Origin of the sequence: Streptococcus symci (assembly GCF_006385165.1) — a bacterium.
GTDB lineage: Bacteria > Bacillota > Bacilli > Lactobacillales > Streptococcaceae > Streptococcus > Streptococcus symci.
Genome location: NZ_VFJA01000002.1, coordinates 412,086 through 425,683 on the forward strand (window position 1 = coordinate 412,086; position 13,598 = coordinate 425,683).

Annotated in this window: 16 protein-coding genes; all 16 read right to left on the bottom strand. The window is 37.9% G+C overall.

Annotated features, from left to right (window positions below; translation table 11 throughout):
- Positions 1-3 precede the first annotated feature (3 nt).
- Positions 4-675 (bottom strand): YggS family pyridoxal phosphate-dependent enzyme, encoded by a 672-nt coding sequence (locus tag FJN11_RS06570; protein ID WP_125386873.1) that lies wholly within the window; start codon positions 673-675, stop codon positions 4-6.
- Between the two features lie 4 nt (positions 676-679).
- Complete coding sequence (ftsZ, locus tag FJN11_RS06575) at positions 680-1,936, bottom strand: cell division protein FtsZ (RefSeq protein WP_000144256.1); 1,257 nt, start codon at positions 1,934-1,936, stop codon at positions 680-682.
- Positions 1,937-1,953: 17 nt separating this feature from the next.
- On the bottom strand, positions 1,954-3,333 hold the full coding sequence (ftsA, locus tag FJN11_RS06580; protein ID WP_140224369.1) for a cell division protein FtsA: 1,380 nt from the start codon (positions 3,331-3,333) through the stop codon (positions 1,954-1,956).
- 214 nt (positions 3,334-3,547) lie between these two features.
- Positions 3,548-4,252: a YwaF family protein gene (locus FJN11_RS06585; RefSeq protein WP_140224370.1), complete on the bottom strand. Its 705-nt coding sequence runs from the start codon at positions 4,250-4,252 to the stop codon at positions 3,548-3,550.
- A gap of 90 nt (positions 4,253-4,342) precedes the next feature.
- Positions 4,343-4,954 carry an NUDIX hydrolase N-terminal domain-containing protein gene (locus FJN11_RS06590; protein ID WP_140224371.1) on the bottom strand — a complete coding sequence of 204 codons (612 nt, stop codon included), beginning with the start codon at positions 4,952-4,954 and terminating at the stop codon, positions 4,343-4,345.
- Positions 4,941-6,314, bottom strand: a complete 1,374-nt coding sequence (locus FJN11_RS06595; protein WP_140224372.1) for a UDP-N-acetylmuramoyl-tripeptide--D-alanyl-D-alanine ligase — start codon at positions 6,312-6,314, stop codon at positions 4,941-4,943. The genes FJN11_RS06590 and FJN11_RS06595 overlap by 14 nt, the downstream gene beginning before the upstream one ends.
- Before the next feature lie 84 nt (positions 6,315-6,398).
- A complete protein-coding gene (locus FJN11_RS06600) occupies positions 6,399-7,442 on the bottom strand; it encodes a D-alanine--D-alanine ligase (protein WP_115904063.1) in 1,044 nt (347 codons plus the stop codon).
- A gap of 295 nt (positions 7,443-7,737) precedes the next feature.
- On the bottom strand, positions 7,738-8,364 hold the full coding sequence (locus FJN11_RS06605) for a TipC family immunity protein (protein ID WP_140224373.1): 627 nt from the start codon (positions 8,362-8,364) through the stop codon (positions 7,738-7,740).
- A gap of 179 nt (positions 8,365-8,543) precedes the next feature.
- Positions 8,544-9,071, bottom strand: a complete 528-nt coding sequence (locus tag FJN11_RS06610; protein WP_140224374.1) for a thiol-disulfide isomerase — start codon at positions 9,069-9,071, stop codon at positions 8,544-8,546.
- On the bottom strand, positions 9,058-9,258 hold the full coding sequence (locus FJN11_RS06615) for a hypothetical protein (RefSeq protein ID WP_125852587.1): 201 nt from the start codon (positions 9,256-9,258) through the stop codon (positions 9,058-9,060). Before FJN11_RS06615 ends, FJN11_RS06610 begins: the two co-directional genes overlap by 14 nt.
- A gap of 74 nt (positions 9,259-9,332) precedes the next feature.
- Entirely contained in the window at positions 9,333-9,860 is a 528-nt protein-coding gene (locus FJN11_RS06620; protein WP_140224375.1) for a thiol-disulfide isomerase, read from the bottom strand.
- Between the two features lie 52 nt (positions 9,861-9,912).
- Positions 9,913-10,542 (bottom strand): hypothetical protein, encoded by a 630-nt coding sequence (locus FJN11_RS06625; protein ID WP_140224376.1) that lies wholly within the window; start codon positions 10,540-10,542, stop codon positions 9,913-9,915.
- Positions 10,539-11,156 (bottom strand): hypothetical protein, encoded by a 618-nt coding sequence (locus FJN11_RS06630; protein WP_140224377.1) that lies wholly within the window; start codon positions 11,154-11,156, stop codon positions 10,539-10,541. Before FJN11_RS06630 ends, FJN11_RS06625 begins: the two co-directional genes overlap by 4 nt.
- 14 nt (positions 11,157-11,170) lie before the next feature.
- A complete protein-coding gene (locus FJN11_RS06635; protein WP_246039368.1) occupies positions 11,171-12,103 on the bottom strand; it encodes a virulence protein in 933 nt (310 codons plus the stop codon).
- 144 nt (positions 12,104-12,247) lie between these two features.
- On the bottom strand, positions 12,248-12,751 hold the full coding sequence (locus FJN11_RS06640; RefSeq protein WP_246039369.1) for a hypothetical protein: 504 nt from the start codon (positions 12,749-12,751) through the stop codon (positions 12,248-12,250).
- The coding region (locus tag FJN11_RS06645) for a polymorphic toxin type 44 domain-containing protein (RefSeq protein WP_246039370.1) at positions 12,751-13,598 on the bottom strand (848 nt) is incomplete at its 5' end. The genes FJN11_RS06640 and FJN11_RS06645, both read right to left, overlap by 1 nt.

Consider the following 13,598-nt stretch of genomic DNA (forward strand, 5'->3'; position numbering starts at 1 on the left):
TTCCTATTTAAAAAATGCTGTACCAATTCTGACAAATGTTGAGCCAAATTCAATCGCTTCCTTGTAGTCGCGACTCATACCCATACTCAAGTCCGTCATTGGCATATTGGGAATTTGTTTTTCTCTAATTTCTAGTTGCAAATCCTGCGTAGCTTTAAAAATTTCTTTCAACTCATCACTACTAGCTTCAAAAGGAGCCATGGTCATCAAGCCGACATATTCGATTTTATCTAAGGTTGCTAATTCCGGCAAGAGCTCTAATAGTTCTTCCCTTGAAAAACCATGTTTGCTCTCTTCCCTTGAGATATTTACTTGTAAGAAACACTTAACAACTCGGTCACTTCTTTTTTGAATTTCCTCTGCTAGCTTTAATGAATCCAAAGCGTGGAAATAATCAACATACTGAATGACATCTTTGACCTTGCGTCTTTGCAAAGTACCAATCAGATGCCAAGTAATATTCCTGTCTTTTAAAGCTTCATATTTCTCAAGAAATTTATCCACACGATTTTCACCAATATGATGCACACCTAGCGGAAGCAAAGCCTCCGCTGTCGGTACGTCTACATATTTTGTAACAGCAACAACCGAAACAGAATTGGTTTCTCTTCCTGACTGCTGACTTGCATCTTTTATTTGTTGAAAAACACGTTCTGTATTTTCTTTCAAATTCATTTACTTAACGATTTTTGAAAAATGGAGGAGTGTCTAATTCATCCTCATCGTGTAAAGATGGTGCTTCGAAACGTTCAACTGGTGATACAACTGAATCAGTCGGACGAACAATTGTCTCACGACGCAAGTCCCAATCACCAAATGCTGAAGTTTGAGAAGTTTCTGTACGGCGAGGTGCTGGACTTGGAATTTCTGCAGTTTCAGCCATATCAAAGTGACGATTATGATTGTGTGCATGGCTAGGACTTGCTTGCTCATGACGAACAGCTTGTCTTGGTGCATGACCAACAACTTTTTCAACACGATCTTGGCGAACACCAGTTGCCACAACTGTAACACGGATTTCATCTTTCATGTTTTCATCGATAGATGTTCCGAGCCAGATATTCACTCCTTGGCCAGCCGCTTGGTTGACGATCTCTGAAGCTTCTTCTGCCTCAATCAAAGTCAAGTCGAGACCACCAGTAACGTTGACGATGACATCCTCAGCACCGTCAATAGTTGTTTCAAGAAGTGGTGAGTAGATTGCCTTACGAGCTGCTTCTACCACACGTTCTTCACCACTACCGATACCGATACCCATTAGGGCGTTTCCTTTATTTGCCATAACTGTTTTCACATCGGCAAAGTCAAGGTTAATCAAACCAGGGTTTGTGATCAAATCAGTAATCCCTTGAACACCTTGGCGAAGGACATTATCTGCTTCGCTAAGAGCTTCAAGAAGCGGAGTTTTCTTATCAACAATTTCAAGCAAGTTGTTGTTTGAAATAATCAATAGAGTATCTACATGTTCACGAAGCTGATTGATTCCTTCTACAGCGTACTGACCACGTTTGCTTCCTTCAAAACCGAAAGGACGTGTCACAACACCAACTGTAAGAGCACCTAGATCTTTAGCAATGCGGGCAATAACAGGAGCTGCACCAGTACCAGAGCCACCTCCCATACCTGCAGTAATGAAGACCATATCTGCTCCAGTAATAGCTTGAGTCAAGGCTTCTTCGCTTTCTTCAGCTGCCTTTTGACCAACTTCAGGTCGACCGCCAGCACCCAAACCACGAGTCAATTTAGGGCCTAACTGAATTACAGTTTCAGCTTTTGTACTACTCAAAGCTTGTACATCTGTGTTTGCTGCGATAAATTCTACGCCTGCAACACCTTCGTCAACCATGCGGTTAATGGCGTTACCACCACCTCCACCAACACCGATTACTTTAATAACTGCACCTTGAGCTGCTGCTGTATCAAATGAAAATGTCATAGTTTATTTTTCCTCTTTTATTCATCAAACATGCTTCCGATTAAGCCACGGAAACGATCTGCGATTTTTGGTTTATTTTGAGAAGATACTTTATCTTCTTTCGGAGCAACTACGTTCGTAGAAGCTGACTGCTCTACCTCAGTATTTTGAACTGGTTGAATAGGGGTAGGTTGTGCTACCTGCGTAACGCGTTGAATCATCCCACCAAAATTAATTGGTTGGTGACGCAAAGTATCCTCACCCTTGACTGCTCTTTGTGCTAATAAATGCACCTCAGTCAATTGACCAGCAAATTCAGACAAGCTAATCACATGAGCGAAGGCAGGATTACGGATTCCAACTTGATTTGGAACGTAAAGTTTGACACCAACGCCAAAGACTTCCTGTGCAAGTTCTACAACACCTGGTAAAATAGCATTTCCACCAATCAGAACAATCCCACCTGGAAGATCCAACAAATGTCTTCTTTCCAACTCTTGTTTGATTTGTTCAAAAATGTGCTTAATGCGGGCTGAAATAATCTCTGCTAGGTAGCTTTCTGTAACTTCTACAGGCTCTACTTCACCAATTACTTCAACTTGGAAGGTTTCATTACTTGCAAGTGAAGGGTAGGCTTCACCATAGTTCAATTTCAATCCTTCAGCTAGTTTTTGTGAAGTCTTCAAGACTTTAGAGATATCTTTTGTGACATAATCTCCACCTTCTTGAAGAATATTTGTAAACTGGAGTTCTTGGTTACGGATTGTAGCAACAGTTGTTTGACCTGCTCCCATATCAATCACCGTAGCTCCAAATTCACGCTCTCCTTCATTCAAGACTGAACGAACCAAAGCCAATGGTGAAATAATAATATTTTCAACCTGAACACCTGAGCGCTCAACTGTCTTGCGTAAATTGTGAAGAATAGTACGTGGACCTGTGTAAAGCAAACCACGCATTTCAAGACGAACCCCCATCATACCACGTGGGTCACGAATACCTTGGAAGCCATCTACGATAAATTCTTCAGGAATAAAAGTAATGACTTCACGATCTGGTGTCATACTCTTTGTCAAGGCTGATTTAACAACATTTTCAACATCTTGATCTGTAATTTCTTTTGTATCAGATGTAACTGGAATCATTCCTTGAGTTGGTTCTACTTGCAAAAGATTTCCAGGCAAACCAACATTCACTGATTTGATTGAAATGCCAGCTTTCTCTTCTGCTTGGGAAATAGCTGACTTGATAGCAGTTGCTGCTGCTTCAATATCAACGATAATCCCATCCTTTACACCTTTACTCTTGGCATTACTTACACCAATTACATTTAGTTCACCATTTCTAAGCTCGGCAACCAACACCTTAATCGAATTGGTTCCGATATCTAAGCCTGTAAAAAAACCATCTCTAGCCATTACATCGCATCCTCTCTCTTCCAAGTTTCAAACTTCTATTCAATATAGCTAAAACAGGGCATAGCTATTCACAGAATATTATAACACAAAAAATCCAATCGTGCTTAGTTTTTCCTAAATTTACTTACCATTTTTTTACATTCGCTCATCATATTTTTGTATTTTCCAAACAAGTTATCAAAAATCAGATTTATGAAAAAAAGAAAGCTCATTTCTAAGCTTTCTTTGCAATCATTTTTTCTGCTTCTTGTTCTAAAAATAGTTCCAAGATTTTCTTTGTTAACGTAATCGCTGCTGATAAGGCCAGGGAAACGATTAAATAATTAGCTACTAAGCCATGGTCTCCAACCAATGGTGGCTTTGTCAAGAATCCGTAATCTCCACCAGTTACTAAATTGACCACAAAAATCAAGGCATTTAGGGCAAAAGTCATAAGAAAAATTCTTTTTACATCCAGCAATCGTGCATCGTACTGTCTCAAGAGATAAACCAAGGAGTTCCCCAAGAGAGCTAAGTGCCCAAAGATAAAGGATAAAATCGCAATATGTGGGAAAGGATACGCATCTGGCACTGGATAAACAAAGGCTGCTAATGTCCCAAATGTTCCTAGTAATGCAAAATACTGCCTATATTTAGACTGACCAGGAAGCAAAAGCACCACAAACATAGCCATACGGCAATGGTAAAAAGGTAGGCTTTCTGACAACGGCATATGATTGACCCAGTACCAACCATAAAGGAGGATCAACTGAACGGCTTGCAAGATTTGGAAAAATCGTTGATAAGCCTTCTTTTCACGATAACGATAGGCTGTATAAAAGGTCAAAGCCAAGAGTGTAAATATACTGACATACCAAAAAAGGTCAAATTTGGGTGGCTCTGTTGCTTGGGTCGTAAAGAAAATATCCCATAAATTCATCTAGTCTTCCTCATGATTCAAAATTTTCCTGCATTTTATTATACCATGCTATTTGTCAAAAATGGATTTAGAAATACGATAATCATCTTCTTAGTCAAGATATTGTTCCCTATGGCCTTGATAAACCTGCCAAAGAAGCTCTATTTGCTCCTTGGTAATGCGTTTTTCAGATAAGGCTGGCAGTTGGTCAATGGCAAAAAATTGAAGGTCAGCAATTTCTTGATTTTCTTGGAATTGTCCATCAAGAAGCTTACATTCAAAAACAAACTTTGCATATTGCTTGCTCTGTAGTTGGAAACGATTTGTATCAAAAACAGCTAGTAGTCTTTCTACTTTAGCTTCAAAACCGGTTTCTTCTTCAATTTCCTTGAGAATATTTTCTGTTAGAGAATAACCAACCTCACCAAAGCCACCTGGCAAAGCCCAATCATCCTCTCCTTGTCCCCTAACCAGACAAATCTTTTCGTCCTCAACAATCCAAGCACGGACGTCCATTAACGGAGTTGCATAAGCGGAAGTTGGCTTCAAAACTTCTGCCACTTCTTCGGCATCAAGGTCTGATGCTTGATTCAACATTTCAGATAACAGACTTCGCAAGTCTTCATAGCGCTCACGGTCAAAAGGATCTTTTGTAAAGGTTAAGCCAGTATCTGTAAGGGCAATCATTCTTTGCAGATACTTAACAAAATCACTTGGCTTCATTTTCTAAACTTTCTACCAACTTGGCTAGATTCATAGAGTTAGAGCCTTTGAGCAGGATTTGATCATGGACTCCAAGGCTTTCTTTGACCTGCTTGACTAGGTCTTCAAATTGGTCTTGGTCTTCTGTTTTCTTGAAGTAGAAAACGTGGCCAATTGGGAACATTTGACTGGCCAATTGAGCTAATTCAGCAATATCTTCTCCATAGAAAATAACAGTATCAAGCACATCTGGAGAAAGGCTCAAAATCATCTGATTATGAAGTTGAACAGACTGGTCACCAAGTTCCTTCATATCCGCCAAGACAGCAATTTTCTTGCCACCTTCATTGGTCGGAATGGCAGAGAAAGTCTCTAAAATCAACTTCATAGCTGTTGGATTGGCATTGTAAACATCTGATAAGATATCTGCTCCATTAGCTGCTTTCTTCCACTCGGTACGGTTACGCGTCAATTCAAGATTTTGGAAGGCCAAACGGATTTGCTCCTCAGAAACTCCTTCTTGTAGAGCCACATAAGCAGCAATCATAGCATTAGTGGCATTGTACTTACCTGTCACTGGCAAATCGAGGGCTTGTTCCAAGAAATTAGCCTTAAAGGTCAAGCTATCCTTACGCTCAACCAAGTCGGTAATTTCCAACTCTGCTCCTTGCCCAAAACGAACTACCTTTTTATCAGTTGGCAAGTAGTCCTCTACAATCGGATCTGCTGGTGCCAAGAGCAAGGAATTCGAAGACATCCCGTCTGCAATTTGCATTTTTCCTTTAGCAATTTCAGAACGGTCTTTGAAAAAGGCTAAATGGGCCTCACCAACCAAGGTTACAATGGCTGTTTTTGGACGAGTCAATTCTGACAAGAGATGAATATCTCCCAAGTGATCCTGCCCCATCTCTAAGACCAACTTTTCTGTTTCTTCAGGCATATGGAGAACTGTGTAAGGAAGACCAATCTCATTATTGTAGTTACCTTGTGTTTTGTAAGTTTTGTAGGTTGTTGATAGCAAGTGCGCCAACATGTCTTTGGTTGTTGTTTTACCATTTGAACCCGTAACCGCAAAGACATCAACAGCTGTTTTTTCAAGATAGTAGGCAGCTAGGGTTTGAAAGGCCGTCAAAACATCAGCTACTAAAATGTAGGGATGATTGGCAACCTCTCTCTCAGACAGGGTTACTGCGGCACCATTTTCAAAGGCTATTTCGATAAAGTCATGACCGTCACGCGCACCTTTGAGGGGCACAAATAAATCCCCTGCCGCAATTAAGCGACTGTCAAACTCAGCCTTCTCTAACTGGGTGTCCTCAAAGAGGCTGATATCATTTTTAGCTCCTACAACTTGAGCCACTTCATGGATTGTTAATTTCATTTCTACTCCTTTAAAAAGGGTCGAAGCTCGAGAACTCTAGTCACCTTACAGTGATGGTTCTGGCTCCTACCCTCTCTTTCGTTTTTATAGCAAATGCGCTTCGCGCTTGTCAAAACTTTCCTTGGCAAGGTCAACCAAACGTTCGATTAAGTCTGGATAGCTAATTCCCATATTGTCCCAAAGAAGTGGATACATTGACCACTGGGTGAAACCTGGCATGGTATTAAGCTCGTTTAGGAAAATCTCTCCCTTATCTGTATAGAAGAAATCGCAACGAGAGAGACCGAGGCCACCTATGGCACGGAAGGCCGTTTCTGCATTCTGACGCATGACAGCTACCACATCATCACTGATTTTAGCTGGGATATCCATGGTAATCTTGTTGTCAATATACTTGGCATCGTAGTCATAAAAGGCAACATCCTTGACTACTTCTCCTGGTAGCGTACTCTTGACATCGTAGTTGCCCAAGAGACCAACCTCGATTTCACGAGCATTTACCCCTTGCTCTACTAAGACACGGCTGTCATATTGGAAGGCAAGTTTCAAAGCTTGACGGAGTTCCTCTTGGTTTTCAGACTTAGAAATACCGACACTTGACCCCATGTTTGATGGTTTTGTGAAGACTGGATAAGTCAATTTTTCTTCAACTTCGGCAATTTTAGCAGTCACATCATCACCTTCGACAATGGCCACATAAGGAACTTGGGCAATCCCGACAGATTCTAACACACGTTTGGTGGTGATTTTATCCATGGCAAGGCTAGATGACAAGATGTTGCAACCAACATAAGGCATTTTCAAAACTTCTAAGAATCCTTGAACAGAGCCATCTTCTCCCATCGGACCGTGAAGGACTGGAAAGACCACTGCTCCCTCTTCGTAGATAGCACTTGGTGCAACTTGCTTATCCCAATCAATGGTTTCATTGGTCATAAGACGATCCTCTTGACCTGGAGTCTGGCTAAATTCTTGCGTTTTAATAAAGTCACCTGACTGGCTGATGAAAAAAGTCTTGACTGTAAAACGATCGTAGTTGACCGCACGCATGACACTTTCAGCTGAAAGAACAGAGACTTCACGCTCTGCACTACGCCCACCGTATAAAAGAATAATCGTTTGTTTCATATTACTTGTTCCAATTCTAATAGAATACTCGTTCTTTAGTATATCATATTTGCTTCTTTTTTGAAACTTGTATCTCAAAAAGCCCTCATTTGAGAGCTGAAATTTTACCTATTCACCACTTGAGCTTCAAAGCGTGCTGGTTTGTCGTCTACATTGGTGATGGTGATAGTGTAGGGGTCTTCTTCCGTCACCCCAAAAGAAAGCAGACCAAAGCTATCGAATACAATAAAATGTTCTTAAGTACTCTGTCATAGCAACCTACCTGTATAACACTATTGCCTCATCGTTTCGTTTGTTATTCTGTTCTCCATATATCCTTAACTGTCAATTCTCCCCAATTATCTGGGCTAAAACGACTAGAGTAGATAGTGGTCCAATCTTTAAGGACTTTATTACGGAGTACATTATCTGCTTCCTTGCGAATCTCATCAACAGTCTTTCCATGCTCCTCTAGAAAGGCTTCTACTTGAGACTGATGATAATATCTTTCGCTTTTCTCATCGTGATACCATATAAATCGTTCTAATTGCTGATTGTTTACATCGTACAGGTAATCTACATTTATGCTTGTCTCTGTATTTGGTATTCTCAAACGCATTTCTATCCCAACTTTCGTCATCTCCTGAAATCCAAAATAAAAATAATAACCTAGAGAATGAATAGTATTTGGTAAATCTACACTTTTATAATCAATAGAATGAATAGAAATTTCTTGAGAATCGTTGTCCACAATTTTTAAACCTTTTAACTTATAAAAAGTTCGCCCTTTCCAGAGAAATGTATAATTGTGATAATCACTTTCTTCGTAGTATATTTCATCAAAAATATTATGAACTCTCTGATATTTATAGTACTGAAAACCAGAGAAAGATAATAATAGAACCATTAACAATGAAAAAATTACAAATTTTTTCTTCCTCATCTAATCACCTCATCTCTGTCAATTCTTGATTACCTGTTTCAATATTTCGAATGAAATTATAAGTACTTGGGTAATTTTTTTGTAGCTTATCTACGGTATCTTTTTCTAGTAAAATTCCTCAACACAACCAGTTGTTCATACAGCATTGTGTTGAGCAAGAAACTACTTTCTCTGGTAAACTATCCATACAAAGTCTGATACATCTTTTCCATGAAATCCTCAAGCTCTTTTTGAACAATTTTTAATAGTCGCTCTTCTTCGGATTGAGAGATGTTCACACTCTCTTTTATTTTTTGATTACTAATATTAGAATAGTAACTACGTTTTATGGTTAACTGATTATCTAAAATATAGTAAACATCTATTTTTTCCTCTTTTGCTGTTGTTTCAAATAAAACAGTGACTTCATTCCTTCCAGGATTTGATATTTTCAAATCAATGTCTCCTTTTATCCCTATGGAGTCAATTCCTCCATCCAATCGAATAGCACCATCGGGAGGAACGACATAGCCTGCTTTACGGATGTCAGACGCATATTTTCCTGATGCCATTAAATGTTGTAAGACGACTATATTGTCCCTCTCTTCAAAGGAGGTTTTTAATTGCATATGTTCTTGGTGGTTTTGATACTGAAAATAAAGATTCAAGCCAGTAGCTAAAGCAATTACAGAACCAATCACGATTAGTATTTTTTTAAGTCCCGACATTTTTTTCATCCCCTCTGTCTAAATAATCATAGAAGTCATGTTTCCAACCCTCTTCCTTGTCATTAGGTTTTCCAATAAAAATATTGAGGTCAAAACCATATTTAATAAAGTTACCTCCTATCGTATTATTTTCAATAAGAGTTTCAACCATCAGTTTACCGTTAGCTTTATCCCCATTTCCCATCACAGTATAGAATTCTTCAACACGCTCCGTTGTTCATAAAGCATTGTGTTGAGCAAGAAACTACTTTCTCTGGTAAACTATCCATACAAAGTCTGATACATCTTTTCCATGAAATCCTCAAGCTCTTTTTGAACAATTTTTAATAGTCGCTCTTCTTCGGATTGAGAGATGTTCACTCTCTCATTTATATTTTTTTCATTTATTTGAAAATAGGTGCTAGAAGTTATATCAAAGTTCTTATCCAATTCATATAGTGCACTAGTTATTTTACCATCTATCTCTATTTCAAAATAAGCAGTAACCCCATTCCGTCCAGGATGCGATATTTTGAAATCGATGTCTCCTTTTATCTCTATGGAGTCAATTCCTCCATCCAGTCGAATAGCTCCATCGGGAGGAACGACATAGCCTGCTTTACGGATGTCAGACGCATATTTTTCTGATGCCGTCAAACGATGTAGAACTTCAATTCTCTCATTTTTCTCAAAGGCTTCTTTTAAAACACTAGATTGTTGGAAATGATTGTAAGTAAAATATAAAGGAATCGCTAACAGAAACAAAAACAATACAATCAACAATTTAAACTGTTTTAATTTATCTAGCATTAGTCTTCCCCTTATTCAACACTCTCTTTCAAATAAGTGTTATTGTAAATTATCACTCGTCTTCCTCATCGTCATAAACTGGCTCGCCATGGATTTTGATGTATTCTTCATTCCTGCGGTCATCTTCTTCCCAGACTGGGTCTCTCACATCGTCCATAAATGGAATTTCTTCCAAACTCAGCTCATTAGCCTCTTCATAACTCATCGAAAGGGTATCCTCATGTCGGTTTTTAAATTCCTCCACACTTAACCAGCTCTCTTTATCATCTTCGCTAATCTGACCATCAATAGCAGTCGCAATTTCAATGGCCATAATATACATAGCTCTTTTATCAACAGTGAGAAGGTCAAGGTGGGTAGAAGCTATTCTTAAACATTCGCCTTTCTCACGAAAGTCCGACATCATAGCATCTTCGTAATCTAGCTGTATATATTCACATTTATGGGATAAAAAATCATATTTTATCCCTTCCTTTATTTGAACACTCCTCCATCTAACATCATGAGTTTCCTTGTCTAATTCTAAGTGAATAGAAAGTTTATCGATTGGTAAATCTAGATATCCAGCATACGATAAATCTGGCTCTATTCCATCTTTTTCCTCAAACCACATCCTTTTCGCTAGTTCCATGTAATTAAATGGAATTTCTTTGGTGTAATCACCTTTGATATATAGTCTCACTCATCTTCCTCATCGTCGTAAACTCGTTCACCATGGATTTTGATATATTCTTCCCATCCTCTGTGTAATTCATCCCAAAGTGGTTCATCAACCGCCTCCATAATCTCTAGTTCCTCCAAACTAATATCAACCGCTTCGTCGTAGGTCAAATTCAGCAAGTCTATATGTTTCGTTTTGAATTCTTCAATACTCAGCCATGTTTCTTTATCGTCTTCGCTGATTTGACCGTCAATGGCAGATGCTACCTCAATCGCCATAATATACATCGCACGCTTGTCAACCGTTAAAATATCTAGATGAGTAGAAATAATTCGCAAATAATCACCTTGCTCACGCCCATCGCTTTCATAAGAATTTTCTAGATCCAATGTCAAGTTTTCATATTCAAATGTCTTCCAAGGGTTTATATTTGTATTAAAATTTGCATTCTCCCAACGTTCGTCATTATATTTAAATTTATCCAACCGTAAATTCAAATGTAAATCTTCATCCCAAGCATAGGAAAAATCGAGTGGAATTTCTTTTCGCTCTTTGAACCACATCTTTTGAGCTATTTCTTTAAACTCTTCATAAAAATCAGTCTTGGTGTAATCACCTTGTAAATACAACTTCATGCATACCTCCTGTTTTAATTTGCATAATACCTTTGATAAGCTTTCCAAATTCTATCAATAATTTGCTCTCTAACCCCCTTGCTGAGTTTACTTAAGCTTTCATTTGAATTTACCCAGTCTACAATAGAATCTTTTCCTATTATTCTATCTATCCTTAGATGCTCGTTTAGAGGATAGCCAGATTTCCCACTTCCAGATTGTACTTGAAATTTACCACTCTGTGGTTCAGAATCAACACGGATTTTTACATTTTTCCCTTTCACACGTGCTTCTATCTGTTTCCCATGAGTAATACTTGTTTTTTTATTAGCTTTCCAGCTATCATAATTACTAGAATAATTAACCTGAATTTCGCCATTTTGTAAGGCCGTCTTTGTGATAGCTGATAAGCTAGTTACTGCTCCACTAGCTATCAGTACATTTCCATATTGTACCCCTGTTACTGATGCTGCCGTACCAGCTACGATACTTGTCCCTGCTGTTGGCGGACCAGCCATGATACTAAAAACTTCGAGGGCGCCACTCGCAAAGTAAACTCCCAATCCAGAGAATATTTGAGCTACTCCACTCCAAAATTCGGCTGAATTTGCTTCAAAGTTTTGTGCTTTTAGTTCATCAAACTTTTTGTTAACCAAATGAGTATAGTCAGCATCATATTTCCCATTTTTTGAAACAACATAGCCTTGTTCAAATGGATAAATGTCAATGATATTCCCTGTTTCATCAATCTTAAGAGTGTGATTATAGTCGTCGATTATTTTATCCCATTCGAACTTGTCGTGACCTTTTAAGCGCTTCTCTAATTCGGCACGATAGTAGGCATCTCCATCGTCCGTTAGCATCATATCCCTAGAAGCTTTATTGATGGCACGAGTTTCTGAGTCTTGAAAATATCTTTTGGCATGCGAAACAATCTTCACATCCTTCATTTTCTGTACCCAGCTCATGTCCAGACCTTCCGCATAGTAGTTGCCATCGCTAGGGTAGTGTAAAATTGGTAACTTAAGTCTTACAAAGAAAGGAAGACAAGAATAAAGCTATCAAAGTAAAAAAATAATCATTTTTTCTTCATTTTACTTTTCTAGTTTCCGCTATTCACCTGTCACCTGCGCTTCAAATCTAATGTCTCTGTCTGAAATATTCATTATTTTTATTTGTTTTGAGTTTGGAATCTCAAATTCCCAAGATTCTTTAGATTGAAGAACTACACCTTTTTCTGATAAATATATACTACTATTTGTATCGTTTTCTTTTATTTTTGTTGGGATATTACTTGACGATGAGTAGATTTCGCTAATTTCTTGCTTCAAAACATCATAGTTAGTCCCTAAAAGGCTTCCTTCTCCCTTCTGCCACCATGAGGTTTTCCCAGATAATTCTAATTCCCCACCAGAAATCTTAGATATATATAATTTGGGGGAGAATTCTTTTTGTTTTGATGTCGGAACTTTTAAAACTATAGAATCACCTGGTTTCAAGGTATAACTCGCATTTTTGAAGTACAAATAAATACAACATATAAATATTATTGTTACAACAACAACCGCTCCTGAACATCCTAGATTCCATTTATTAAGTTGTTTTCTCTTGTTCATCACTTATTATTCTCCTCGTATGAATCTATACCATCTTGGATTGCAGAAGCGTCTCCTTCATTATCACCAAAATTCCCATTTGATTTATTTTTGAAAAATTTAACACCATCTTTATCTGAAGCCAATTGAGCTAAACCTGCATAATTTTTGATCTGCTCATCTTCCATTCCTAAATATCCTTTTGCTACATATCCAAAAAGATAGTTCCCTAAATAATCATCTCTTAAGTTACCTTCCCACTTACGTGACCAAAGTGAAAATTCAAGTTCATCATTATAATTTCTACTCTTTAAGTCTAAAGGTTTTCCAGTATTTACCAAATTTACAAAATCAGTAAGGTCAATACTAACCTGTGTCAAATCTGCTGAATTTATCATTATATCATCTCCAGGACTTTTCCATACTTTTCTACCTTCGTTAATTAGATAGTTTCTTTGTTTCATGTCTCCTTCATGAATAGATAAAATATCATTAGCTAGATTATTAGATACTTCCTTTATATCCATCCCTGATTTTTTTAATTCAACATTAAGATTATCCTCAATAGTATCTTTAATCTTGCTATCAACATCCTTCCAATCTTTATCTTTTGTTAACTCCTTTCTCTTCCTCCAGTATTCTTCAAAAGCTTCTTGATTATTATAAAATAGATAATCTTCATAAGTTTTCACAATTAGTTCAGCTTTTTTATTCAAATCTCCATTACTATTTTTAATTTTCTCAACTTTTTCCTTAAGTTTCTCTGGATTAGCTCTATTGGTAGCCTCCGATTTCAATTTTTCTGTTACAAGTTGAGGAAATTGTATTTGAGGATGGTGATGTACATAAGATTCTAAAATTTGAAACT

What these genes read in the sequence shown, in the direction of transcription:
- FJN11_RS06570 (WP_125386873.1), bottom strand. Translation starts at nt 675, where the DNA reads ATGAATTTGAAAGAAAATACAGAACGTGTTTTTCAACAAATAAAAGAT.
- ftsZ (WP_000144256.1), bottom strand. Translation starts at nt 1,936, where the DNA reads ATGACATTTTCATTTGATACAGCAGCAGCTCAAGGTGCAGTTATTAAA.
- ftsA (WP_140224369.1), bottom strand. Translation starts at nt 3,333, where the DNA reads ATGGCTAGAGATGGTTTTTTTACAGGCTTAGATATCGGAACCAATTCG.
- FJN11_RS06585 (WP_140224370.1), bottom strand. Translation starts at nt 4,252, where the DNA reads ATGAATTTATGGGATATTTTCTTTACGACCCAAGCAACAGAGCCACCC.
- FJN11_RS06590 (WP_140224371.1), bottom strand. Translation starts at nt 4,954, where the DNA reads ATGAAGCCAAGTGATTTTGTTAAGTATCTGCAAAGAATGATTGCCCTT.
- FJN11_RS06595 (WP_140224372.1), bottom strand. Translation starts at nt 6,314, where the DNA reads ATGAAATTAACAATCCATGAAGTGGCTCAAGTTGTAGGAGCTAAAAAT.
- FJN11_RS06600 (WP_115904063.1), bottom strand. Translation starts at nt 7,442, where the DNA reads ATGAAACAAACGATTATTCTTTTATACGGTGGGCGTAGTGCAGAGCGT.
- FJN11_RS06605 (WP_140224373.1), bottom strand. Translation starts at nt 8,364, where the DNA reads ATGAGGAAGAAAAAATTTGTAATTTTTTCATTGTTAATGGTTCTATTA.
- FJN11_RS06610 (WP_140224374.1), bottom strand. Translation starts at nt 9,071, where the DNA reads ATGTCGGGACTTAAAAAAATACTAATCGTGATTGGTTCTGTAATTGCT.
- FJN11_RS06620 (WP_140224375.1), bottom strand. Translation starts at nt 9,860, where the DNA reads ATGCTAGATAAATTAAAACAGTTTAAATTGTTGATTGTATTGTTTTTG.
- FJN11_RS06630 (WP_140224377.1), bottom strand. Translation starts at nt 11,156, where the DNA reads ATGAAGTTGTATTTACAAGGTGATTACACCAAGACTGATTTTTATGAA.
- FJN11_RS06635 (WP_246039368.1), bottom strand. Translation starts at nt 12,103, where the DNA reads ATGAGCTGGGTACAGAAAATGAAGGATGTGAAGATTGTTTCGCATGCC.
- FJN11_RS06640 (WP_246039369.1), bottom strand. Translation starts at nt 12,751, where the DNA reads ATGAACAAGAGAAAACAACTTAATAAATGGAATCTAGGATGTTCAGGA.